Below are 23572 nucleotides of genomic sequence, written 5' to 3' on the forward strand. Positions count from 1 at the left end.
AATTCCCCGGCGCGTCCGGGCGGATCAGCGGAATACCGGCGAAACCCTCGGGTGCGGGTGCCCGTCGACCTGATCCGCGCGGGTGCCGGCGGTCACCGGCACAGGACTTCCAAGCGGTCGTACCCGCGGAGCATGAAGTGGCGGCGCGGGCGCGGCGGGGCCGCGAGGGCGAGGGAGGGGAAACGGGTCACCAGGCGGGCCAGCGCGATCCGCCCCTCCACCCGGCCCAGTGCCGCGCCGACGCAGAAGTGCGGGCCGGCGCTGAACGCGTAGTGGTGGTTGTCGGCGCGGGTCGGGTCGAACCGGTCGGGATCGGCGAACCGACCGGGGTCCCGGTTGGCGGCGGCGGTGAGGATCAGGACCGTCCGCCCGCGCGGCACCTCGACCCCCGCGACCTCGGTGTCCTCGACCGCGTAGCGGACGGCGAAGTGGACCGGCGGGTCGAAGCGGAGGACCTCCTCGACGTACGCGGACGCCGCGGAGGGGTCGGCGCGGAGGGCGTCGAGGGCGTCGGGGTGCGTGAGCAGCAGGTGCAGGCCGTTGCCGAGCAGGTTCGCCGTGGTGCGGAACCCCGCGTTGAACACGACGACCAGGTTGGCCAGCAGCACGGGCTCGGCCAGCCCGTCGGCCGCGGCCAGGACGGAGATGAGGTCGTCCTCGGGTTCCGCCCGGCGGGCGGCGAGGAGGCCCGCGAAGTAGGAGGTCAGCTCCTCGGCCGCGGTGTCCGCCGCGCGCAGCTCGCGAAAGGTGCGCTGACCGAGTTCCAGGATCGCGTCGAAGGTCCTGACCCGCTCGGGGAACCCCGCCCGGTCCGCCTCGGGGACGCCCAGCACCTCGCCGATGACGTCGCTGGGCAGGCGCAGGGCGAACCGCGTCATGAAGTCGACCGGCGCACCCCCGCCGCCTTCGGCCGCGAGCAGGTCGAGCAGGTGGTCGGTGCGGCGGGTGATCATCGGTTCCAGGGTGGACACGCGGGTCGAGCCGAACGCCTGGCCGAACACGCGGCGGGTGCGGGCGAGGTGGTCGCCGCTGTCGTTGAAGACGGAGTCCTGCATGGTGCGCACGGCGGGGTGCGCGCGCCACCGGGTGCTGCCCCGGTCCAGGTACTCCGCGTCCAGCACGTGGAAGGTCGGGTCGCGCAGGACCCGGCCGACGGCGTCGTGCCCGTGGACGATGGCGGCGTGCCTGTCGCCCGGCGCCAGCGCCACCGCCGGTCCCCGCTCGTGCAGGCGGGCGTAGAGCGGGTACGGGTCGCGGCGCCCGTCCTCGCCCAGCAGCTCCCGCAGCCACGCCGTGCTCGACGTCGTGCTCACCGCGTGTCCCCCTCGGCGGTCCGGCGGCGGTCCCGGGTGGCCGTGACCGCGCGCAGCAGGTCGTCCAGCTCCGCGTCGGACAACGCCGCCAGGCCGGCTTCGACGTCGTCCGCGGGCGCCAGCTCGGCCGACACGAACTCGGCGAGCGCCGCGATCGTGGGCGAGGTGATGATGCGGTCCATCGGCAGGACGACGCCGTAGGCGTCGGCGATCCGGGACGCGAAGCGGACCGCGGTCAACGAGCCGCCGCCGCGGCCGAACAGGTTGTCGTGCGCGCCGATCGGCTCGGTGGTGCGGAGCAGCTCCGCCCAGATCTCGGCCATGGTCCGCTCGATCCCGTCACGCGACGGGACCCCACCACCCGTCGGGGCGTCGCCCGCGAGCGGAGCGGGGTCGTGCGCCGCCGACCGCCCGGCGTCGTCCGCGGCCGGGCGCGTCCGGCGCGGCGCGCCGGTCGGGAACGCGGCGGTCGGGAACGCGGCCCCCTCCACCGGTAGCAGCGGCAGGTCCGACAGCGGGGTGTCCGGGGCCCGCCCGGCCTCCTCCACCACCGCCACCACCGATCCCAGCAGCCACTCGGCGAACCGCGGGTCGACGCGGTGCGCCAGGGTCACCACCCCGTCCTCCCCCGCGACCAGGTCGAGGTCGGCCCCGTCGGCTGGCACGGGCAGGACCCGGCTCCGCACACCGGGGAAGTCCGGTGCGGGCACCTCGGGCGGCCGGAACGCGAACCTCACCGCGTCGTCGCGGAGGTCCAGGCCCAGTTCCTCGGCGAGCAGGTCGAGCGGCACCTCGTCGTGCGCGAGCGCGGTCTCCGCCGCGTCCCGCACCCGTGCCAGCAGTTCGGCGAAGGTCGACGTGCCCGCCACCGACACCCGGACCGGGACCGCGTCGGCGAACGGGCCGACGATCGGCTCCAGCTCCACCCGGGTCCGACCGCTCACCGGCACCGCGATCACGAGGTCCGCCTGCCCCGTGTGCCGCGCCAGCACCACCGCGTACGCGGCGAGCAGCTCCACCGGTGACGTGGCGGCGGGTACCGCCGCGGTCAGCCGCCCGCCCGGTCCGCGCTCGAAGGACATCGCCGGGGGCGCGTCGCGCAGCACCGCGCGCCAGTGGTCCAGCAGGCGTTCCAACTCCTCGCCGCGCAGCCGCTCGCGCTGCCACAGCGCGTAGTCGCCGTAGTCCATCCACGGCGCCGGCGCGGGCGGGCCGCCCCGGTACGCGACGGCCAGGTCGGCGAGCAGCACCCCCACCGCGGCGGCGTCGGCGACGACCTCGTGCGCCGCCAGCGCGAACAGCCGGCGTTCCGGTCCGAGTTCGACCAGCGCGACCCGCAGCAGCGGCGCGCGTCCGAGGTCGAACGGTCGTGCGGCCAGGTCGGAGGCGATCGCCTCGGCCCGTGCCACGTCGTCGGGACCGCCGGGGAGCACGACGTGCTCGACCACCACGCCGCCGGTGGGGGCGACGACCTGCTCGGCGTCGGTGAAGCGGGTCCGGAGCACCGGGTGCCGGGCGACCACGACGTCCAGGGCGCGGCGCAGGGCGTCGGGGTCCAGCGGACCGTCGAGCCACGCGGCGCAGGACAGCGGCGACGCCCGCCCCCGCGACCGCCGCTGCGCGAATGACAACGGATACCTCACGAGCTACCTCCCGCGTGGCGCGTCCGCCAGGACCCGTTGGCGCATCAGGAACTTGCGCACCTTCCCGGTGGGACCGACCGTCAGCCGGCCGTCGGGCACGACGTCGACCCGGCGCACCGTGCGCGCCACCGCCTCGCCGAGGGCGGAGCGGACCGCCTCACCGCGGTCGAGCGCGGGGTCGGCGCCCTCGTGCAGGACCAGCAGCACGTCGGTGACCGCCGGACCGCCCTCCGGTTTCGCCGCGAGGACCGTGCAGTCGCGGACGTCCGGGCAGCGGGCGAGGACGCGCTCCTCGGACAACGCGGTGTAGAGCCAGTTCCCGTCGCCCAGGTCGATCGCGTCGTTGGCCCGGTCGAGGTGGTAGTAGTACCCCTCCTCGTCGCGGTACATCAGATCGCCGGTCAGGTAGTAGCCGTTGAGCCGGTTGCGGTAGGTGGCGGCCGAGTCGTTCCAGTAGCCGGGCGCGAGCGTGGGCGACTTCAGGCCGCACTGCCCGACCTGGCCGACCGGCACCTCCTCGCCCGTCGCCACGTCCAGCAGCGCCACCTCGGCGAACGGGTACGGCTTGCCGACGCACCGGTCGTAGCGGTCGCTGCCGGGCCGGTGGCTGATGGCGAACGCGCTGTGGCCCATCTCGGTCGAGCCGAGCGTGTCGATGAACTTCGAGCCGGGCCGGTCGACCACGCCGTCCGGGGTCCACACGGGGTGGCTGCCCACCGCGACCAGCTTCCGGATGTGCGGCTCGTGCGCGCAGTCGCCGGTGCTCGACCAGTTCCGCACCGAGCCGAGGTCCCGCTCCGACAGGTCGAACCGCGCCAGCTCGGCCCACGTGACCGCGAAGCCGAACACGCCGGTCGGCCGCCACCGCTCGATGGCGTCCAGCACGACCTCGCCGCTGCACTCGAACGGTCCACCTTGCGCGGACAGGCACAGCAGCTCGTAGCCGTTGCACAGCGCCTGGTTCACCACGATGATCCCGGCCGCGTGCGCGGCGGGCAGCACCGACATCTCCCGCACCGGCCCGTGCGGCCTGGCTTCGGTGAGCCGCACCGCGCGCACGGCGGCGAACAGGCTGTGGTGCGAGTGCACGACCGGCGTGGGCATCCGGGTGGTGCCGGAGGAGTGCGTGATGGCCACGGGGTCGTCGTCGTGGTGGCGGTAGGGCGGCGGCGCCCGGTGCGGATCGCCGGTGCCGGTGTCCGCCGCGTCGCCCAGGACGGGTACGCCGAGTTCGTGGTCCCGCAGCGCGGCGTGGTCGGCGTCGAGCACCACGCCGACCGCGCGCAGCCGGCGGACGAACTCCGCGGCGACCTCGATCGGCATGCCGCCGTTCATCAGCGCCGGGATCGCGCCGAGGTGGTTGAGCGCGAAGAAGTTGAGGAACACGTCGGCCGCCGAGGTGACGAAAACGGCGACCGGGTCGCGTCGCCCGATCCCCTTGCGCGCGAACCAGTCCGCCCGGGCGGCGACCCGTTCGACCAGGTCGCGCAGGGACAGCGGCGTCCACGCGGGGATGCCGTCCACGTCGACGTCGAAGGTCATCCGCGGGGTGTCCGGGTCCGCACCGTGCTCCAGCAGCATGGGCAGCACGTTGCCCGCACCGACCCGCGGGTCCCGCGCCAACGCGGTGCGCAGGTTCGCCCGACTCATGGGACCTCCCGGTCGAAGAACTGGATGGACCACCGACGCTCCCGCGTCGCGGCGACGTGCTCCGGGGCCCGCGCCGGCCCCGGTTCGATGTGGACGGTGCGCTCACATCCCCGGCCGCGGTTCCGACCGCCGATCTCGTGGACCGGCCCCGGCGTCCGCGGACCCCGCCACCGAGACTAGGTACGCGATTCCCCCGTGGCAATCGGGCTTTCGGACGTGTCGGCCGTCCGCGCGGACGCTTCCGGGCGGTCAGGAGGACGCGGCCAGGAGGGTGCGGCCAGGCGGGCGGTGAGGGCCGCGCCGATCCGCGCGACCGGCTCGGGGAGGAGCATGTGCTCGTGCTCGCAGTCCACCTCGACCACGTCGATCGGCCGGCTCACGTGCTCCGCCCAGGACGCCAGCTTCGACCGGGTGGTCCGCGGGCCGGCGGTGGCGGCGAAGAACAGCACCGGGCAGCGCACCCGACCCGGCCGGTGCCGTTGCGCCACCGCGACGTTGTTCCTGATCACCCTCGGCAGCGCGAGCAGTCGGCGGTCCGGCCACTCGTGCAGCCCCAGCCCCGGCCTCGCCCGCACCACCTCCAGCAGCCGGGCGACGGGGTCGGGGTCGTCCGGCTCGATCACCGGTTGGTAGCCGAACTCGCGGAGCACGAAGTCGCACAGCAGCCACAGGTTGTCGTCGGCCACGCTGAGGGTGTGCGGCAGGTGCGGCGTGGCGTCGGCGATGGCGAGCAGGCCGACCTCGTGACCGCGCCGCTCCAGCTCCTCGGCGATCGCGTGCGCCGTGTTCCCACCGTTGGACCAGCCGAACAGGTGATACGGGCCGTGCGGCTGGGTGATCCTGATCCGGTCGGCGAAGTCCCGCGCCAACTCGGCCATGTCCACCGGCAGCGGCTCGGGCCTGCGCAGCCCGCGCGACTGGAGCCCGTGCACCGGGTGCTCCGGTGCCAGGTGCGGCAGCAGCGCGAGGTAGCACCAGCTCGCGCCGACCAGCGGCGGCGCGCAGAACAGGGCGGGCCCGTCACCACCGGCCCGCAACGTCAGCACCGGGTCGAGGACCCCGCCCGCGGCGCGCAGGTCGGCGCGCCGCTGCCTGGCCCACGCGAACTCCCTGGCCGCCGGTAACGCGCTCGCTCCGGACCTGTCCACCCGACCGTCCTCTCCGTCATGCGCCGGACGCCAGCCCGACGAGGTGCGCCGCGGCCGCGGCCGCTCCTCCGGCGGCGGAGAACTCCGCCGCGATCCGGCGGGCGGCGTCCCGGTGGTCGGGACCGTCGAGGACCGCCCGCAGCGCGGCGTCCAGCTCGGCCACCGTGACGTCGAGGACGGGGACCTCGACACCCGCGCCCGACCTGGCGACCTGCCGCGCCAACGCCACCTGCTCGGCCCGCACCGGGGCCACGACCATCGGGACCCCGAAGGCGAGCGCCTCGTTGACGGCGCCTCCCGCGTGGCACACCACCGCGTCCAGCTTCGGCATCAGGTCGAGCATCGGCACCAGCTCGGCGACGATCGCGTTGTCGGGGAACGACTCCGCGGCCACACCCGAGGTGACGAACACCGCCTGCACCTCGTCCGCCAGGGGCGCCAGCACCGCCGCCGCCCGCTCGTAGAAGTCGCCGATCATGTGACCGACGAGGGTGCCGACCGTCACCAGCACGTGGCGGCGGTCGTGGTCCCACAGGTGCCAGGGGAACTCCGGGGCGTTCGGCCTCGGCCCCAGCGCCGCGCCGGTGAGCACGCAGCGGTCCGGCAGCTCGGCGTCGCCCACGAGCCCCCGGGTCATCAGGGCGATCACCAGGTGCGGCGAGAACCGGGGGTCGACCGGGGCGTCGGCGGGCAGCCCGGCCATCGCCACCGCCCGGGCCACCCGGTCCGCGACGAAGCCGTCGAACTCCGGCAGGTCCTCGGGCGGGGTCAGTTCGAGCGTGCCGGTGCACAGGGTCGCCCACCGCACGCCGCGGCGGTGCGCGACCAGACCGCCGGCCAGCGCGTACTGCTCGGTCACGACGACGTCCGGCCGGTGCAGCGCCACCGCCTCGTCCACGGGGCCGAGCGTGAAGCGCGCGAACGGGAGCAGGTAGCCGTCCCAGAGCGCGCGCAGACCGGCCATGCCGTTCTCGTCGTAGCGCCGGTACGCGCGCACGCCGGTGGCGTGCACCGTCGCATCCGGACCGACGAGCGGGCGCAGCACGTTCTCCGGACCGCACCAGACGACGTCGTGGCCCGCGCGGGCAAGCTCCTGCCCGATCGCGAGCATGGGGTAGAGGTGACCTTGCAGCGGCAGTACGACGAGCAGAAACCGCGACACCACAACATGATGGCACACATTGACGTTCACCGGAACGACGTGGTGTGATCCCGAAGTGTGACCGCTCTCGACGCGGTGTCGGTGTACACACCGGCTTTCCGCGCCCCCCTCGAAGACCTGGCCGCCCCGCTCGGGCTGACCGACGTCCAGGTCAGGCTCTTCCGGCGGTTCCACGGGCTCGACCAGGTCCGGTTCGACCCGGAGCGGTCGCTGGTCGAACTGCTGCGCGCCGCGGTCGACGAGCTGACGGCATTGCACGGCAACGAACACCGCGTCCGGTACGTCGTCCACGGCCGCGCGATGCCCGTCGTGGCGCCGTACCCGCACAACCCGCTGCACGACCTGTGCCGCGAGCTGGGACTCGGCCACGCCCTCGCTTTCACGGTCACACAACAAAGTTGCGCAAGTGGTCTGCTGGCGGTGGAGCTGGCGGGCCGGCTGCTCGCCGCCGATCCGGCCGATGACGCCCTGGCGCTGGTGCTGACGGGCGAGAAGGCGTTCACCCGCGACGCGCGACTGCTGCCGGGGACGTCGCTGTTCGGCGAGGGCTCGGCCGCGTGCCTGGTGAGCGCCGACGGACCGCGCGACCGGCTGCTGTCCTACGTGTGCGCCCAGCGCGGCGAGTTCGACACCGAGTTCGGCGAGCAGTCCGACGGGTTCCAGCGCGAGTACCGCCCGGCGCTGGCCGAGGTCGTGCGTCGGGCCGTGGCCGAGGCCGGTCTCGCGCTGGACGACCTGGACCTCGTCCTGCCGCACAACGTGAACGTCGTGACCTGGCAGCGCCTGTGCCTGCTGCTCGACTTCCCGGTGCGGCGCGTGCTGCTGTCCAACGTGGCCGAGAACGGCCACCTGTTCTGCGCCGACGCGTTCGTCAACTACCGCACGGCCGGGGAACGCGGTCTGCTGCGCGAAGGCGGCCACTACCTCGTCGCGACCGTCGGTGCCGGAGCCGGGGCCACGTTCTCCGCGATGGTGTTCCAGCACTGATCCCCCGTCCCGCACCAGGAGGCCGACATGACCGCACCCGACGCACAGCTCGACACCGACCTGCGCCACCGCGTGGTCGAGGCCATGACCGCCGTGCTCGCGCGCCTGGTGGAGCGCGACGAACCGATCACCGAGGACGTCGACATGGCCGACGGGCTCGGCGTCAGCTCCTCGATGGGGCTGGAACTGCTGCTGGAGGTGGAGGAACAGGTCGGCATCCAGATCGACGTCGAGAGGATGCGCCCGGACGAGCTGCGCACCGTGGGCGAACTGGCGACGTTCATCGCCGGCCACAGCCGGCCCTGGTGAGCGGGGTGCGCCTGCTCCGCGCCGAGCGCGGGAGGTTCACCGGCAGGGCCGGCGTCCTCGACGACGACGGCCACCGGGACGAGGTGGCCGCCTACTTCGCCGACATGGCCCGGCCCTTCGGGGTCGAACCCGGCTCGGAGCCGGCCGGCCAGTCGTACGGCGAGATGGCGAAGGCGCTGGTGGCGGCCGTGCCGGCGGACGAACCGGTCGACCTGCTGGTGCTGGCGTTCTCCGTGCACGACATGTGGCCGGGCCGGGCCACCGCGACCTACCTCAGCCACCTGTGCCCCGGTGCGCCGCTGTCGTTCGCCCTCTGCGACCAGGGCAGCGCGACGCCGTTCACCGGCCTGCGCGTCATCCGCGCCCACGGTGCGCGGCGGGCGTTGCTGGTGGTGGTGGAACAGGCGTCCCTGCCCTACGCGTCGACGGCACCCCTGCCGGTGGAGCACCGGGGTGTCGCCCTGCTGTTCGGCGGTGGCCCGGACGACGGGTCGGAGGGCCTGCGCCAGCACACCGGTGTGGAGCCGGGAGCCGTGCCGGGACTGGCCTCCGCCGCGGTGGCCGGGCTGTCGGCCGGCCGGGACGCGCGGGTCGTGCTGAGCGACGCGCTCGCCGCGGTGTGGCCCGGTCCCCCGGACCACGTGCGGATACCGGCGGGGCAGCCGACCACGGGCGTGTGGTGGCACCTGGCCGGGGCGCTCGGCGCATCGGCGGACGTGGTCGTGCTCGGCGACTACGACCCCGGGCTGCGCTACCTCAGCTTCGCGGCCGTCCCGGTGCGCGCCTGAGCCGCCGCCCCGCTCACGGGACCACAACGGCGTCCGTTGTGGACGGTGGTGGTCGGCGCGGTGGTCCCGTTGGCGCGCCGGGGTCGAACGCGGCGCGCACCGCCACCTCCTCCACCGAGCGCAACAGGGCTTCCGCCCGTTCCCCGGTGACCGCGGTCGAGTCGTAGACCAGGTGCAGGTACACCGTCTCGGCGCGGTCCTCGACGGCGACGAACAGCTGCTCGTCCACGTCGTACCGGTGCCCGTCCCACTTGACGAAGGTCTCCGGCAGCCTGGCCCGGACGGCTTCCTCCGTCACGCGCGCCTCGCGCGCCATCGCCTCGGTCGCCGCCCTGGTGCTGAAGCGCCGGTCGCTGATCCGGTAGGCGACCCGGGCCGGCCGGCCGCGCTCGGCGTCGAGCCGCGCGATCAGATCGTCCAGTTGGTCCGGGTCGTAGTACGCCTGCAACCAGGCGACCGTCGCCGCCCGGCGGGTCCGCGCCACCACCTCGTCCACCGTGCCGTCGAGGCCGATGGTCAGCACGGTGTTCTGGCTCAGCGAGCCGATGACGTCGGCGAGGCCGGGCCGGAACCGGTTGCCCGTGACCAGGTTCGCCACGACCGGGTCGGCGCCAGTGACCGCCCCGATCGCGATGGCGATCAGCGCGAGCAGGACCGCCGAGGTGTCGGTGCGGGTCCGGCGGGCGATGGCGAGCACGGCGAGGTGCGCGGCCGGCGAGTGGAACCGCGCGGTCCGGCACCGCCGCGCCGGCCGTTCCCCCGGGTGTCCCGGCTCGCCGGGGGCCGCCGGCGGGAGCGGTCGCAACTGCGCTTCCCAGTAGCGCATGGCGCGGTCGCCGATCCGCCGCACCCGCGGCGTCCGCTCGTGACGGGCGAGGTCCGCGGTCGTCATCGCGCGCGGGTCCACCGGGTGGCCGACCATCTCGCCGAGCCCGAGGTCCGCCATCACCAGCAGCGCGGCCGTGCCGTCGGCGACCAGGTGGTCCAGGGCGAGCACCAGGTGCACCGCCACGCCCCGGTGCCGCACCACGGCCATCCGCAGCGGCCACGGCGTGATCGGCTCCACCAGCCAGTCGATCCAGAGCCGGTTGCCGTGGTCGACCGCTTCGGCGCGGTCCAGTTCGTCGGCGAAGGTCACGACCTCCAGGTCGACCTCGCCCGCCTCGGCCACGACCTGGCAGGCGTCGCCCTCCTCGTCCACGCCCAGCCGGGTCCGCAACGCGGGGTGCTTGCCCATGACGCGGCCCAGGCGCCCGGCGAGGTCCTCGACGGTCACCCCCTCGGGCAGGGCGTGCGCACCGCTGATGTTGTTCGTCCAGCCGCTCGCCCGCACGTCGCGGAGGATCGCCTTCTGCCCCCAGGTCAACGGCGCGGTGCCCGCACCCGGTCCGGAGAAGCGCACCGGGAGACGGGTGACGGTGAACCGCTCAGCCATCGGCGCGCCCGAAGACCACGCTCACGTTGTGACCGCCGAAGCCGAACGAGTTGGACATGACCGCGTCCACCGCGGCGGCCGACGGCTCGCCGCGAACGTGGTTGAGGTCGCAGGCCGGGTCCGGGTCGTCCAGGTTGTGGGTCGGCGGCAGCAGCCCCTTGCGCAGGGCCGTGACGGCGATGGCGGCCTCGACGACCCCGGAGGCGCCGAGCAGGTGCCCGGTGATGCCCTTGGTCGAGCTGACCGGTGGCATGCCGTCGCCGTACACGCCCCTGATCGCCTTCGACTCGGCGGAGTCACCGGCTTTCGTGCCGGTGCCGTGCGCGTTGAGGTAGCCGATGTCGTTCGTGGACAGGCCGGAATCCCGAAGTGCGATCCGCATGCTCTCCGCGGCGCCGGAGCCGTCGGGGCGGGGCGTGGTCGGGTGGTACCCGTCGCTGGTCGCACCCCAGCCGAGCACGTGGGCGAGCACCGCGGCGCCGCGCGCGCGGGCAAACCCGGCGCGTTCGAGCACGAGCACACCGGCGCCTTCACCGAGCACGAAACCGTTGCGGCGCCGGTCGAACGGGCGGCTCGCGGTGGTCGGGTCGGACCAGCCGCGGGCGAGGGCGAGGGCGTTGCCGAAGGCGTCGGCGAACGTCGGGAACAGCGGGGCCTCGGTGCACCCGCACACCACCACGTCCGCCTCACCGGACCGGAGGATGCGCACCGCCTCGCCGATCGACTGCCCGCCCGCCGCGCACGCCGTCCCGGAGGACGACATGTACCCCCGGATGCCGAACTTGATGGCGACCCGCGCGGCCGCCATGTTCGGCAGGACACCGGGCAGCATGAAGGGGCTGACCCCGAGGCGACCGCGTCGCGACCGCTCGACCGCTTGCCGCGCAAGGGTCCCGAGGCCGCCGACGCCGGAGAGCACGACCGCGACCCGGTACGGGTCGACGTCCTGCCCCACCTCGATCCCGGCGTCCGCGAGGGCGTCTTCGGCAGCCCGCACCCCCAGCACGATCGAGCGGTCCACCACGCGGGCTTCCTTCGGCGGGATGACGCTCTCCGGATCGACGGGCGGGCCGATCGCGGCCACGTCCACGACACCGTGCAGCGCGTGCCCCTCGGGTGGCCGCACGATCCCGGACCGGCCCGCGCAGACCGCCTCGAACACCTCATCCACGGCCGTGCCGACCGGGCTGACCAGTCCGATGCCCGTCACCGCAACGCTTTCGCTCACGTGGCGGAGGCGGTCTGCACGCGACGCGCCACCTCGGCGCAGAACTCGCCGACCGTCATGGAGGCGAACATCTCGGCCTCGTCGTCGTCGAACCGGACGCCGAAGTGGTCCTCGACCCGCATGGACAGCTCGGCCAGGGCGAGCGATTCGAGGTCGGCCCCGGCCGGGCCCAGCACCGTGTCGTCGTCCATGTCGGCCGTGCTGTATTTCATGACCGTCAACGATTCGAAGAGGAACTGGCGAATCCCAGGAGTCATGGCAAGCGCTTCCCTTCCCGAGAGGTCAACGGGAATGTGCCCTACCGGGACCGAAGCCGTCAAGGACATCCGCCGGCCCGCATACGGGCTATGGACCGCGGTTCGCAGCAGACCGCAGAATGACCTCCATGCCGCCGGCGATGCTCGATCTCGTGACGCACGACCAGGCGTCGCCGCGTTCCCCCGCCGTCCACCTCGCGGGCGGCCGGACGCTGTCCTACGGCGACGTGGCCCGACTGGTCGCCGAGGCGGAACAGGCGTTGCGGCACAACGGGAAAGCGCTGGTGCTGTGCGCCGGGGACCGCGACCTGCCCACCGTGGTCGCCTATCTCGCCGCACTGCGGCTAGGCCACACGGTCGCATTCCTGCCCGCTTCCCGCGAAATACTTTCGCTGTACCGACCGGAGTTCGTCCTGCCGGCTCCGGGCGGCGGGAATCCGGCCGAGTCCGATTACGAACCCGTCGACCGCGGGATCGGCGCCGCGAAACTCTTTCGCCGGCGTTCGGCCGAACCGGCCGAGGACATATTCCCGGAGACGGCGCTGCTGCTCGCGACTTCGGGGACCACGGGCAGCCCGAAGACGGTGCGGCTGTCCTACGGGGCGCTGGCCGGCAACTCCGCCGCCGTCGCCCGCGCGCTCGGCATCACCGCGGCGGAACGCGCGCCGACCACGTTGCCCATCACCCGCGCCTACGGGCTGTCGGTGGTGAACAGCCACCTGCTGGCCGGCGCGAGCATCGTGCTCGGCGACGGGTCGCCGCTGGCGCTGGCGACGTGGGACCACCTGGTCAGGGCGGGCGCGACCTCGTTCGCCGCCGTGCCGACGACCTACGCGGCGTTCAGCCCCGCTCACGCGAACCTGTTGGAGCGCACGCGGGTCCGCACGATGACGCAGGCGGGCGCGCGGTTGGGCGACGAGCTGACGCTGCGGCTCGCGCGGGTGATGGAGCGGCGACGGGGCCGGTTCGTCCCGATGTACGGCCAGACCGAGGCCACCTCGCGGATCGCCTGCCTCGACCCGGCCGACCTCCCGGACCACCTCGGGTCGGTGGGCGTCGCGGTGCCCGGGGGCACCATCACGATCGAGGAAGCGCGGACGCACGACCGGGCCGTGCCCGGCGAGGGGGCGGTCCACTACCGGGGTCCGGGGGTCATGCTCGGCTACGCGGCCGGTCGGGACGACCTCCGCCGCGGTGCCGAGGTGGACGTCCTGGACACCGGTGACCTCGGGTACCTGCGCGACGGTCGCCTGTACCTGACCGGTCGCACCAAGCGGATCGTCAAGGTGCTCGGCGTCCGCACGAGCCTCGACGACCTGGAGCACCTCGTCGAACGACCGGAGCACCCCGCCGCGGTGATCGGCGGCGACGACGTCGTCTACCTGTTCGGCGCCGGGGACGCGGCCGTGCACGAGGGGCAGCGACGGCGACTCGCCGAGGTGCTGGGTGTGCCGAGCCGGCACGTCGTCGTCCGGCACGTCGACCGGCTGCCCCAGACGCCCGGCGGGAAGGTCGACTACCGGGCGCTGACAGCGGCCGTGGACACGGGGGAGGTCGGACGGTGGAGCTGACCCACTGGCGGGTACTGGTCGACCGGGGACCGGATATCGTGCTGTGCCTGGACTTCCCGGGCGCCAGGGCCGCGGCGGGCTTCGCGGACCTCGCGGCCGGTGTCGCGGTGGGCGCCTGCTTCCTGCACCTCGCGCGGCCGGGCACCGGTCCGCTGGACGCGTGCGTCGAGCGCTGGGCGGCGGAGGTGTCGGCGACCGGCCGCCGGGTCCGCGCGGTGCTGGGGTACTGCGCGGGCGCCGCGCTGGGCACCCGCGTCGCCGACGCGGTCGCCGGGTCGGGCGCGCCACCGGCGACCGTGCTCTTCGACGCCGTGACGACGAGCGCGGGCTCGATCGCCCACGAGTTCACCTCGACGATCGAAGCGTCCGCGGAGCACCTGACCGCCGACGAGCTGGCCGACGCGCGGGCGCTGGCGGACGAACTGGTCGACGCGCACCCGGACGACCTGCCCCGCATCGCCGCCGCGCTGGTCGAGCGGTACGACGGGTTGATGGGCGAGGTCGCCCGCAGGCTGTCGCTCAACGAGGTCTTCCGGCGGCAGCTCACCGGCGGGTTCACCGCGTACGTCGAGTTCCTGCTCCTGGCCGGTCAGGGCCGGTTCGACGCGCGCGGCGGAACACCCCTGTTCGTGTCGTCGAAGGACCACGAGCCGCCGGTGGACGCGGCCGGGAACCTCTCGCTGGACGTGGACCACACCAGCCTGCTGCGCGAGGCCGAGGTGCACGGCCTCGTCGCCGAACTGCTGACGGGAGAGCGCACATGGTGAGCGTGGCCGAGATCTCCGACGCGTTGTCGGCCCACCCCGGTGTCGGTGCGGCGGTGGTCGCCGTCGTGCGCCACGACGGGCGGGACGTCACCGTCGCGGCCGTCGAGCCGACCGAGTACCTGAGCGGCCCGGTGCTGCGCAACCACGTGCGCCGGCGGTTGGGCGGGGACTGCGGGTTGACCGGCGTGCTGGTCGTGGAGCGCCTCCCGGTGGTCGGGGGCGCGGTGGACGTCGAGTTCCTGGCGGCGGCGGTCGCCGACGGCCGGTGCACGCTCTTCGAGGACCCGCGCGACGACGTCGAGCGCCGGGTGGCGGAGATCTGGTCGGCGCAGATGGACGTGCGGCCGGTCGGCGCGACCGACGACTTCCTGGAGCTCGGCGGCGACTCGCTGTCCGCGCTCGGCATCATCGCCGCCCTCGAAGCGGAGTTCGACCGGCCGCTGGACGTGTACGAGTTCATCAGCGCGTCCAGTGTCCGACGACTGGCCGAGATCCTGCGGTGACGACGACCCTCTCCGTGCACCGGCGGATCGACGCGATCGCGCGCTCCGCCCCCGGGCGGACGGCGCTCGTCGGGTTCGACGCGGCCCTGACCGAGCAGTCCCTGTCGTGGCGGGAGTTCGCCGACTCCGTCGGGCAGGCGGTGGCGGCGCTGCGCACGGCGCTCGACCCGGGCGTCCCGTCGTGCGTCGTCGTGGAGGCGGGCAACACCCCGTCGGCGGCGATCGGCATCGCGGCGGCGCTCGCGGCCGAGGTGCCCGTCTTCCCGGTCAACCCGGCCACCCCGCCCGCCGAGCGGGACGTCCTGGTCGGTCTGCTCGGCCGCCGGTTCGGGCACGTGCACCTGGCGGACGCGCTCGACCGTCCGCCGGCCTCGACCGTGCCGTCGACCGCCGGCGACCCGGTCGCGTACCTGCTGGCGACCGGCGCGAGCACCGGTGTCCCCAAGATCTCCGCGAAGCCGGGGCCCCTGCGCTACGACCCCGCCCGCACACCGTCCCTGGTGATCAGGCAGACGGGCTGGCGGACCGGCCAGCGGCAGCTCGTCGTCGGGCCGCTGTACCACGCCGCGCCCTTCACCGCGTACGTGGACGCGCTGCTGGACATGAACACCGTCGTGCTGCAACCGTTCTTCTCCCCGGAGTGGACGGTGGACCTGGTGCGGCGGCACGGGGTCGAGTGGGTGCAGCTGACGCCGACGCACATGCGCGAGATCCTGCTGCTCGCCCGCCCGCGGCCGGAGAGCTTCGAGAGCCTGCGCGCGCTGCTGCACACCGCGGCCCGCTGCGACGCGGACACCAAGCGCGGGTGGATCGACCTGCTCGGCCCGGAACGGGTCTTCGAGCTGTACGGCGCGACCGAGGGCATCGGCGTGACGCTGGCCCGCGGTGACGAGTGGCTCGCCCGACCCGGCACCGTCGGGCGCGGCGTCCTCACCCAGCTCCGCGTGCTGGACGACGACGGCCGGCAGGTCGCGCCGGGTGCCACCGGCACCGTGTTCATGCGGACGCCGCACCGCGTCGGCCGCTCCGACTACGTCAGCGAGCAGTCCATCCGCACCACCCCGGACGGGTTCGCCACGGTCGGCGACCGCGGCAGGCTCGACCGGGACGGCTACCTGTACCTCGAACCGCGCGACCACGACACCATCAACGTGGGCGGTGAGAAGGTCGATCCGCACGAGGTCGAGGCCGCGCTCATGGCCCACCCCGCGGTGGTCGACGCCGTCGCCCTCGCCGTGCCGCACCCGGCGCTCGGGTCGGTGGTCGGCGTGCACGTGGTGCTGCGGCCCGACGTGAACGTCCGCAAGGCCGACCTCGCCGCGCACTGCGGGCGGCGGCTGGCCGGCTACAAGATCCCGAAGCACTTCACGTTCGTCGACCGGCTCCCCCGGTCGGCGGCCGGGAAGGTCCAACGCTGGCGACTGGCTCCCAGCCACGAGGGCGGTGCACCCACACGATGAACCCGACCGCGGACGACGTGATCGAGACCGGCTACCGGCACCCGCGCGACCCGGTGGAGCTGTGGCTGGCCCGGCAGTGGCAGGAGGTCATCGGGTTCGCCGTCGGGGTCCGGGAGAACTTCTTCGAGCTGGGCGGCAACTCGCTGGACGCGGCGAGGGTCGTCAACGCCGTGTTCGAGGAGTTCGGCGTCCAGCTCCCCCTGAACGCGCTGACCGAGCACCCGACCGTGGAGGGCCTCGCCACGCGGCTGCGCGGGCAGAACGAGCGGTTGTCGGACCCGCTCGTCGCCATCCAGCGCGGCGACGGGACCCGACCGCCGCTGTTCCTGGTGCACCCCGCCAACGGGCAGGTCGGCGCGTACGCCCACCTGGCCCAGGCCCTGGGCGAGGAGTTCACCCTGTTCGGGTTGCAGGCGACCGGCCTGCACTCGGACGCGGCCCCGCTCGACACGGTGCCGGCGATGGCCCGCGCCTACGTCGACGCCGTGCTGGCGGTGCGGACCGAGGGACCGTACTTCCTCGGCGGCTGCTCGACCGGCGCGGCGGTCGCCCACGAGATGGCCGTCCACCTCGCCGGCACCGGCGCCGAGGTCCGGCTCGTGGCCGTGCTCGACGCCGGGCTGCTGGACGGCATCACCGAACCCGGGTTCGACGGACCCGATCACGGCGACCAGGAGGTCCTGGAGCGGTGGCGGGCGCGCGGCCTCGTGCCCCCGGACGGGACGCCCGGGTTCGTCGCGCGCGCCCGGCGCGTGTGGCGGGCCGACCACGACGCCGTGCGCGACTGGGAACCGCGACCGTACCGGGGTCCGCTCGACGTCTTCCGCGGCCCTTCCGGCGCGCCGTCACCGGTCGCGGACTGGCCGGCGGGCGCCGTGCGGCAGGTGCGGGAGCACGACGACCTGGCCGCGCTGCGCGGCATGATCGGCTGACCGGCGATGACCACCTCCACCGACACCGGCCGGAACCGCCGGCGACGCGTGCGGCTGACGCCGGCGGAGCCGGTCCCGGTCGCCTTCACCGGGCGGCGGGCGGGCGAGGGCCCGCTCACCCTCGGCCAGCTCAACACCGTGCAGTGGCTCAAGCCCACCCCGGACCACTTCGCCGCGGTCCTCTGCGTCGAGCTCCCGGTGCCCGGCGGCGTGTCCACCGACGACGTGGCCGAGGCGCTCGCCGTGCTGGTGTCCAGGCACGAGGGCCTGCGCACCACGTACGTCGTCGGCGAGCGGCCCCGCCAGGTGGTCGCGGGGACCGGCGTGCTCGCGCTCGACGTGTGCTCCCTCGGCGAGGGGTCGTGGGGACCGCGCGACCGCCCGGCGGTGGCCGCGAAGCTCGTCGGGTGGTTGCGCGAACGACGCGGCACCGTGGCCACCGCGCTGCGGGTCGCGGTCGCCACGGCCGGGGACGGGACGGTGGTCGCCTGCGCCGCCGGGTTCTCGCACCTGGCCGTCGACCTCGGGGCCATCGAGGTCGTCAAGCGCGAGTTCGCCGGGATGCTCGCCGACCCGGCCCTGCGGCAGGTGGGTCCGCCCCGGCACCAGCCGCTGGACCAGGCCGAGCTGGAGGCGACACCCGCCGGGCGGCGGCGGGCCGAGTCGGCGCTCGACTACCTGGAGGGGCAGTCGCGGCGGATACCCCGCTGCCTGTACGCCCTGCCGGGCAGGCGGGCCTCCGGCGAGTCGCTGGCGGTGGAGCTGTCGTCCGCGGCGGCGGCGATGGCCGTGCGGCAGGTGGCGGCGCGCACGCGGGCCAGCCGGTCCGCCATCGTCCTCGGCGCCGTCTGCGCGGTGCTCTCCCAGCGGACCGGTTACCGGGAACTGGTGTTCCCCCTGCTGTCGAGCAACCGCTTCGACCGCAGGCTCGCAGGCTACGTCGGCACCCTGGCGCAGGGCGGCATCGTCACCGTCGAGGTCGGCGACCGGACCTTCGACGCGCTGGTCAAGCACACGTGGACCTCGGTGCTGGAGGCGAGCAGGCACGCCGGGTACGACGGCGCCGAGCGGGCCGCGATGGGCGAGCGGCTCGAACGCGAACGGGGCCTGCGGTTCCTCTACGACCCGCTGTTCAACAGCCTCGTCCCCGAGTCGTGGTCCGGCGCCAACGCCGGGGTCAGGCACCGACCGGAGGAGATCACCGCCGCACTGGCGCACACCGAGCTGCGGTGGCGGCCGGTGCACCGCAACGGGACACCGGTGCGGTTCGGCCTGACCCAGGTCGACGACCGCGTCCGGCTCGACCTGTGGAGCGCGGACACCGGGCTGGTGCCCCGGTCCGAGATGGAGTCGCTGCTCCTGGCCGTCGAGAGGCTGCTGGTCGACGCCGCGTCCGGCGACCTCGACCCGGAGCGGATCCGCGACCTCGTCGGCCTGGACCCCATCGCCCGCGGCGCCGACTGGGTGCTGGTCGACTCGTGCTGGGTCGACCTCGTCGAGGTGCAACGGCTCCTGGACGAGGCGCTGGGCCCTTCGGTCGCCCGCGTCCACGCGTCCGTCGACGGACGCCCCCTGGTCGCCCACCTGACCGCCACGGACGCCGTGCGGACACCGGAGCAGGCGCACGCCCTCTGCATGGCCGCGCTGCCCGACCACCTCAACGCCCTCACCCCCCGCTACTACGTCGTCTGCGCGACCGCCCCGCCGGACCCGGCGGACCCCGCCGCCTGGCCGACCCCCCTGAGCGCCGGCACGGGCCGCTCCTTTGTCGACGGGACCTGACCCCACACCCACCTGATACAGCGTCTGCTGTACTGTTGTGGGCGTGCTGAAATGTGAGACGCGCGAGGACGCCCTCGCCCGGCTGGGCAAGGCGCTGGCCGACCCGACCCGCTGCCGCATCCTCGTGGCCCTGCTGGACGGCGTCAGCTACCCCGCCCGGCTCGCCGACCACCTGGGGCTGACCAGGTCGAACGTGTCCAACCACCTGTCCTGCCTGCGCGGCTGCGGCCTGGTCGTCGCCACCTACGAGGGCCGCCAGGTCCACTACGCCCTGGCCGACGCCCACCTGACGCGGGCGCTGGGCGAACTGGTCGAGGTCGTGCTCGCGGTGGACCCCACCGAGCCGTGCCTCGACGACGCGCGGCCGGCGGGCGCCGTGACCACGACGGAGGTCGCCGGATGAGCACCGACCACGACCGCGTCGACCTGGCGCGCTCCCCCGCGCCCGCCCCGGCACCGGCCGGGGACGGGTGCGCGGACGGGTGCTGCTCGTCCGGGGCCGCCCCGACGCCGGACCCGCGGCGGCGGGCGGTGCTCACCCGGCGGGTGCGGCTGCTGGTCGCCGCGACGATCACCTACAACGTGGTCGAGGCCGTCGTGGCGATCACCGCCGGGACGATCGCCTCCTCCACCGCGCTGATCGGCTTCGGCCTGGACTCCGTCATCGAGGTCGCCTCCGCCGCCGCGGTGGCCTGGCAGTTCTCCGGCGCGGACCCCGAGGAGCGCGAGCGCACGGCGCTGAGGGTCATCGCCGTGTCGTTCTTCGCGCTGGCCGCCTACGTCACCGTCGAGTCGGCGCGCTCACTGCTGGGCGCCGGGACCGCCGACCACTCCACCGTCGGCATCGTGCTGGCGGCCGTCTCGCTGGTGGTCATGCCGTTCCTGTCCGCGGCACAACGCCGGGCCGGGCGGGAACTCGGCTCGGCCAGCGCGGTCGCCGACTCCAGGCAGACGCTGCTGTGCACCTACCTCTCCGGTGTGCTGCTGGTCGGCCTGGTGCTCAACTCCCTGTTCGGCTGGTCGTGGGCCGACCCGGTCGTCGCCCTGGTTATCGCCGCCGTCGCGGTCAGGGAAGGCCGCGAAGCCTGGCGCGGGCGACACTGCTGCTGACCCTGCCGGTCCCGACCGGCGCGCACGGGATTGTCGGATGCCGCTGATACGTTCCCCGCGGCTCGGACCGGAACGAAGGGGACACCGGTGGCAGAGGTGGCATTGCGGCCGATCGAGGATTCCGACCTCGACGCGCTGTTCGACCAGATGCGCGACCCCGAGTCGGTCCGGATGGCCGCCTTCACCGCCGAGGACCCCGACGACCGCGCGGCGTTCGACGCCCACATGGCCGAGGTGAGGACCTCCCCCGACGTCGTCCTGCGGGCGGTGACCCTCGACGGACGCCTCGTCGGCAGCATCTCCTGCTTCGTCGTGGAGGGCGACACCGAGATCACCTACTGGATCGACCGCCCGGTCTGGGGCCGGGGAGTCGCCGGCCGCGCCCTGGCCCTGTTCCTCGACGCGGTCACCGTCCGCCCCCTGCACGCCCGCGCCGCCGGTGACAACCTCGGATCGCTCAAGGTCCTGCGCGAGGCGGGCTTCGCGGTCATCGGCACCGAGACCTCCTACGCGTCCGCCCGGAACGCCGAGATCGAGGAAAGCGTCCTGCGCCTCGACCACGGATGAGCGGCAGCGGCCCCGGGTCCGGTCAGGCGGTGTCGCCCAGCACGTCGCGGAGCGCGGAGCGCACCCGGCGCGCCTCCTCCTCGGCGGTCACGACGTGCGCGTCCGGGCCGGGGAACAACAGCACCCGCTTTTCCGTGTCCAACCACCGCACCAGGTAGGGCGGGGTGCCGTCGGGGTGGCGCAGTTCCTCGACCACGGCCCGGCGGGCCGCCGAGCCGACGGAGTCGCGCTCGACGACCACCCAGTCCCCCACCCGCGCCTTCACGCCGTCCCCCGTCCCGACCGCGGGTGGCGGACGCGGTGCGTGCCCGACCGCTGTCCGACCGGGACGGTGGGGCCCCCGGTGAACCCGTGCGAGGCCGTCGCCGCGGCGGTGTGGCGGATCGCTTCCCCCGGGGTCACCGGGTCGGGCCTGATGTCACGCGCTCCCATGGCGCACCTCCTCACGGACGACGGTAGCCGGCCGCCGGTCCGCCCACAGCGGGCTTTGGTCCCTGCGGACCAGGGCCCTGCGACCGCGTCGCGCGCACCCGCGCCGGTGGCCCACTGGACGTGACGGAAGGAGCGGTGATGCGCTGGTACCACGGTTACGGCCCGATGACGGGCGGCGTGCTGCTGTGGGTCGTCCTGGTGTCGCTGGTGGCCGGGGCCGCGCTCGTGGTCGCCCTCGTGGCGCTGCGGGGGCGGCGGTCCGGCTCGGCGACGCACGTCCTGGACGAGCGGTTGGCCCGGGGTGACATCGACGCGGAGGAGTACGAGCGGGTGCGCAGGGCGCTGCGCCCGTCGTAGCGGGGTGGCACCGGGTCGCCACGACGACCGGCGGACCGCGCGGGTCTCCGGCGGACGGCGCGGTCGTCGTGGCGGCGGTCGGGCGGTCCGGGTGGCCGGCCCGTCCGCGGGGATGCCCGTCAGGCCGGTGGCCGGAGCGGGAAGCCGAGACCGCGGCCTGCCTCGGCGAGCTCGTCGCGGACCCGGGGGTGGGCGACGTGGTCGATGATCTGCTGGGCCTGTTCGCCGGCGTCGTGCCCCCAGATGGTGGCGGAGCCCTGTTCGCTGACCAGGTAGCTGTGCTGGAACGAGGTGACCGGGCCGGTCAGGCGGGGCACCACGGTGGACACGTCGGCCTTGGGGTGCCAGGAGGGCAGGGCTACGATCGCCCGGCCGCCCGGTGAGTGCAGGGCCCCGACCACGAAGTCGGTCTGCCCGCCGAACCCCGAGTAGATGACGCCGTGCACCCGACTGGCGTTGGCCTGGGCGTACAGGTCCACCTGCAACGCGCTGTTGATCGACACCAGGCGTTGCCGGCGGGCGATCAGGCCGGGGTCGTTGGTCTTCTCGGTGCGCAGCAGCCGGACCCGCGGGTTGCGGTCCACCCAGCTGTACAGCTCCGGGCTGCCGAACACGAACGACGCGGTGATCGGGGTGTCCGGGTCGAGCGCGCCCGCCCGGTCCAGGCCGAGCACGCCGTCGCTGAACATCTCCGACCACACCGCGAGGCCCTGGCGCCCGGTGAGCGCGGCGAGGACCGCGTCCGGGACGGCGCCGATGCCCATCTGCAGGGTCGCGCCGGCGGGGACGAGCGCCGCCACCCGTTCGGCGATCACGTGGGACACCTCGCCGATCACGCGGGGGGTCGGCGAGGTCAGCGGCTCGTCGACCTCGATCGCGTAGTCCACCTCGTCGCAGGGCAGCACCCCGTCGCCGTGGGTGTAGGGCATCCGCGGGTTCAGCTGGGCGATGACCAGCCCGCCCCTGGCCCGGGTCGCCTCGATCGCCGCGGGGAGGATGTTCACCTCCGTGCCCAGTGACACGCACCCGTCGACCGGGGTGGAGGTGTGGATGAGGACGATGTCCGGTGGCAGCGACTGCTGGAGCAGGTGGGGCACCAGCGACAGCCGGGAGGGGAAGTAGCGCAGCATCTTCCGGCCGCGCATGCCCGGTCCGACAAACGGCGTCTCCAGCACCACTCCGTCACGGTCCGGGATGCCCGGTTGGGCGTTCAGCGCGAACAGGCGGTACTCGGCCACCGCCTTGTCCAGCACTCCCAGCACGTGGTGAGGGGTGGCGTGGTTACCGCTCACGACCACTCGCGGGCGGGCCGTGGCCGCGGACACCACGGCGGACAACTGGGACTCGGACACGATGCGCATGGGTAATGGTCACCTAACTGGGTCGGCGGCGCGATGCGGCGAGGCGGGACGCGTGGGCGGGTGCGGGTTCCCCGGACGCCTCGGAGCGGGCGGGCTGTGCCCGCCCGCTCCCGGGTGCGTCACCGCAGCCAGGTGTGGTCGCGGACCACCGGCAGGGTCGCCCACCAGCGGGCCAGGCCCCGGGTGGCGCCGGCGGTGGTGAGGGCGACGGCGATCAGGGCGAGGGCGTAGACGACGTGGTAGTCGATGACGGGGTTGGTCGACATGCTGGGCTCGCCGGCGGAGGTGAACCGGGCCAGGGGCCATTCGGCGGCCCACATCAGCAGCATCATCAGGGTGCCGGCGGCGGCGGCGGGGCGCAGGGCGATGCCGGCGGTGACGGCGAGGCCGATGGCGAGCAGGCCGAGCATGAACAGCCAGTCCGCCCACCAGGCGCCGGCGATGGCGTGGAAGGTCGATTCGAACGGGCCGACGGCGACGCGGCTGAGGAAGCCCTTGGTGGGCGAGCCGCCGTTGATCCACGCGCTCGCGGACTTGGTGGCGTAGCCGAGGCCGAACAGCTTGTCGAGGAAGGCCCAGAGGAACACGGCCCCGGTGGCGACGCGCAGGACCGCGAGCGCCCCGGCCCCGGCCCCGGTCCCGGCGCGGACCGCCGTCGTGGCGGCGACCGCCCCGGCGGCGGCGGTGGCGGTGGTGGTGGTGCGGGCGGCCTTGCGGGGGTGGGCGATCGAGGTCATGGTGTCGTCGTCTCCTCTGGTTCGTCGTTCACGTCGATCATCGTGTCGCGGGAGGGTCGACGAGACGGGCGAA

Annotated in this window: 24 protein-coding genes; 13 read left to right on the forward strand and 11 right to left on the reverse strand. The window is 74.3% G+C overall.

Going from position 1 to position 23572, the window contains the following annotated elements; all coding sequences use genetic code 11:
- Positions 1-92: 92 nt before the first annotated feature.
- The 5 genes from J2S66_RS13495 to J2S66_RS13515 all read right to left on the reverse strand — a co-directional run bounded on the left by J2S66_RS13495 (position 93) and on the right by J2S66_RS13515 (position 6916).
- Positions 93-1313 (reverse strand): cytochrome P450, encoded by a 1221-nt coding sequence (locus J2S66_RS13495; protein WP_310307346.1) that lies wholly within the window; start codon positions 1311-1313, stop codon positions 93-95.
- Positions 1310-2956: a condensation domain-containing protein gene (locus tag J2S66_RS13500; RefSeq protein ID WP_310307347.1), complete on the reverse strand. Its 1647-nt coding sequence runs from the start codon at positions 2954-2956 to the stop codon at positions 1310-1312. Before J2S66_RS13500 ends, J2S66_RS13495 begins: the two co-directional genes overlap by 4 nt.
- Positions 2957-2959: 3 nt before the next feature.
- Positions 2960-4606, reverse strand: coding sequence for a class I adenylate-forming enzyme family protein (locus J2S66_RS13505; protein WP_310307348.1), 1647 nt, complete (start codon positions 4604-4606; stop codon positions 2960-2962).
- Between the two features lie 176 nt (positions 4607-4782).
- The gene (locus J2S66_RS13510; RefSeq protein WP_310307349.1) at positions 4783-5754 is read right to left on the reverse strand and encodes a thioesterase domain-containing protein; all 972 of its coding nucleotides are present in this window, start codon (positions 5752-5754) and stop codon (positions 4783-4785) included.
- A 16-nt stretch (positions 5755-5770) separates the two neighbouring features.
- Positions 5771-6916, reverse strand: coding sequence for a glycosyltransferase (locus J2S66_RS13515; protein ID WP_310307350.1), 1146 nt, complete (start codon positions 6914-6916; stop codon positions 5771-5773).
- A gap of 57 nt (positions 6917-6973) precedes the next feature.
- Between J2S66_RS13515 and J2S66_RS13520 the strand changes: the two genes are divergently transcribed.
- Genes J2S66_RS13520 through J2S66_RS13530 form a run of 3 tightly spaced genes read left to right on the forward strand, consistent with a single transcriptional unit; the run spans position 6974 to position 9000 of the window.
- Positions 6974-7903 carry a 3-oxoacyl-[acyl-carrier-protein] synthase III C-terminal domain-containing protein gene (locus tag J2S66_RS13520; RefSeq protein WP_310307351.1) on the forward strand — a complete coding sequence of 310 codons (930 nt, stop codon included), beginning with the start codon at positions 6974-6976 and terminating at the stop codon, positions 7901-7903.
- A 27-nt stretch (positions 7904-7930) separates the two neighbouring features.
- Positions 7931-8212 carry a phosphopantetheine-binding protein gene (locus J2S66_RS13525; RefSeq protein ID WP_310307352.1) on the forward strand — a complete coding sequence of 94 codons (282 nt, stop codon included), beginning with the start codon at positions 7931-7933 and terminating at the stop codon, positions 8210-8212.
- A complete protein-coding gene (locus J2S66_RS13530) occupies positions 8209-9000 on the forward strand; it encodes a hypothetical protein (protein ID WP_310307353.1) in 792 nt (263 codons plus the stop codon). Before J2S66_RS13525 ends, J2S66_RS13530 begins: the two co-directional genes overlap by 4 nt.
- Before the next feature lie 13 nt (positions 9001-9013).
- On the opposite strand, the gene J2S66_RS13535 is transcribed toward J2S66_RS13530, so the two are convergent.
- From J2S66_RS13535 to J2S66_RS13545, 3 genes are read right to left on the reverse strand one after another with little or no spacing between them, the layout of a single operon-like run.
- Positions 9014-10435 (reverse strand): condensation domain-containing protein, encoded by a 1422-nt coding sequence (locus tag J2S66_RS13535; protein ID WP_310307354.1) that lies wholly within the window; start codon positions 10433-10435, stop codon positions 9014-9016.
- The gene (locus tag J2S66_RS13540; protein WP_310307355.1) at positions 10428-11663 is read right to left on the reverse strand and encodes a beta-ketoacyl-[acyl-carrier-protein] synthase family protein; all 1236 of its coding nucleotides are present in this window, start codon (positions 11661-11663) and stop codon (positions 10428-10430) included. Before J2S66_RS13540 ends, J2S66_RS13535 begins: the two co-directional genes overlap by 8 nt.
- On the reverse strand, positions 11660-11875 hold the full coding sequence (locus J2S66_RS13545) for an acyl carrier protein (RefSeq protein ID WP_310307356.1): 216 nt from the start codon (positions 11873-11875) through the stop codon (positions 11660-11662). The genes J2S66_RS13540 and J2S66_RS13545 overlap by 4 nt, the downstream gene beginning before the upstream one ends.
- 173 nt (positions 11876-12048) lie before the next feature.
- Between J2S66_RS13545 and J2S66_RS13550 the strand changes: the two genes are divergently transcribed.
- From J2S66_RS13550 to J2S66_RS13590, 9 genes are all read left to right on the forward strand, one after another.
- Positions 12049-13491 carry an AMP-binding protein gene (locus tag J2S66_RS13550; protein ID WP_310307357.1) on the forward strand — a complete coding sequence of 481 codons (1443 nt, stop codon included), beginning with the start codon at positions 12049-12051 and terminating at the stop codon, positions 13489-13491.
- Positions 13482-14258, forward strand: coding sequence for a hypothetical protein (locus tag J2S66_RS13555; protein WP_310307358.1), 777 nt, complete (start codon positions 13482-13484; stop codon positions 14256-14258). The genes J2S66_RS13550 and J2S66_RS13555 overlap by 10 nt, the downstream gene beginning before the upstream one ends.
- Entirely contained in the window at positions 14252-14761 is a 510-nt protein-coding gene (locus tag J2S66_RS13560; protein ID WP_310307359.1) for a phosphopantetheine-binding protein, read from the forward strand. Before J2S66_RS13555 ends, J2S66_RS13560 begins: the two co-directional genes overlap by 7 nt.
- Positions 14758-16221, forward strand: a complete 1464-nt coding sequence (locus J2S66_RS13565; RefSeq protein ID WP_310307360.1) for an AMP-binding protein — start codon at positions 14758-14760, stop codon at positions 16219-16221. The genes J2S66_RS13560 and J2S66_RS13565 overlap by 4 nt, the downstream gene beginning before the upstream one ends.
- Positions 16218-17153: a thioesterase domain-containing protein gene (locus J2S66_RS13570; protein ID WP_310307361.1), complete on the forward strand. Its 936-nt coding sequence runs from the start codon at positions 16218-16220 to the stop codon at positions 17151-17153. The genes J2S66_RS13565 and J2S66_RS13570 overlap by 4 nt, the downstream gene beginning before the upstream one ends.
- Before the next feature lie 6 nt (positions 17154-17159).
- On the forward strand, positions 17160-18935 hold the full coding sequence (locus J2S66_RS13575; protein ID WP_310307362.1) for a condensation domain-containing protein: 1776 nt from the start codon (positions 17160-17162) through the stop codon (positions 18933-18935).
- 43 nt (positions 18936-18978) lie between these two features.
- Complete coding sequence (gene cmtR / locus J2S66_RS13580; protein ID WP_310307363.1) at positions 18979-19338, forward strand: Cd(II)/Pb(II)-sensing metalloregulatory transcriptional regulator CmtR; 360 nt, start codon at positions 18979-18981, stop codon at positions 19336-19338.
- Entirely contained in the window at positions 19335-20045 is a 711-nt protein-coding gene (locus tag J2S66_RS13585) for a cation efflux transmembrane domain-containing protein (RefSeq protein WP_310307364.1), read from the forward strand. Before cmtR ends, J2S66_RS13585 begins: the two co-directional genes overlap by 4 nt.
- 87 nt (positions 20046-20132) lie before the next feature.
- Entirely contained in the window at positions 20133-20612 is a 480-nt protein-coding gene (locus tag J2S66_RS13590; protein ID WP_310307365.1) for a GNAT family N-acetyltransferase, read from the forward strand.
- 22 nt (positions 20613-20634) lie between these two features.
- On the opposite strand, the gene J2S66_RS13595 is transcribed toward J2S66_RS13590, so the two are convergent.
- The gene (locus tag J2S66_RS13595) at positions 20635-20877 is read right to left on the reverse strand and encodes a DUF1918 domain-containing protein (RefSeq protein ID WP_310307366.1); all 243 of its coding nucleotides are present in this window, start codon (positions 20875-20877) and stop codon (positions 20635-20637) included.
- Positions 20878-21182: 305 nt separating this feature from the next.
- Here J2S66_RS13595 and J2S66_RS13600 point away from each other — a divergent pair, with 305 nt between their 5' ends.
- A complete protein-coding gene (locus J2S66_RS13600; protein WP_310307367.1) occupies positions 21183-21401 on the forward strand; it encodes an SHOCT domain-containing protein in 219 nt (72 codons plus the stop codon).
- 119 nt (positions 21402-21520) lie between these two features.
- Here J2S66_RS13600 and J2S66_RS13605 read toward each other — a convergent pair whose 3' ends face one another.
- Positions 21521-22762: an acetyl-CoA hydrolase/transferase family protein gene (locus tag J2S66_RS13605; protein WP_310307368.1), complete on the reverse strand. Its 1242-nt coding sequence runs from the start codon at positions 22760-22762 to the stop codon at positions 21521-21523.
- A gap of 119 nt (positions 22763-22881) precedes the next feature.
- On the reverse strand, positions 22882-23499 hold the full coding sequence (locus tag J2S66_RS13610; protein ID WP_310307369.1) for a DoxX family membrane protein: 618 nt from the start codon (positions 23497-23499) through the stop codon (positions 22882-22884).
- Positions 23500-23572: the final 73 nt, after the last annotated feature.

The organism is Saccharothrix longispora (genome assembly GCF_031455225.1).
Taxonomy (GTDB): domain Bacteria; phylum Actinomycetota; class Actinomycetes; order Mycobacteriales; family Pseudonocardiaceae; genus Actinosynnema; species Actinosynnema longispora.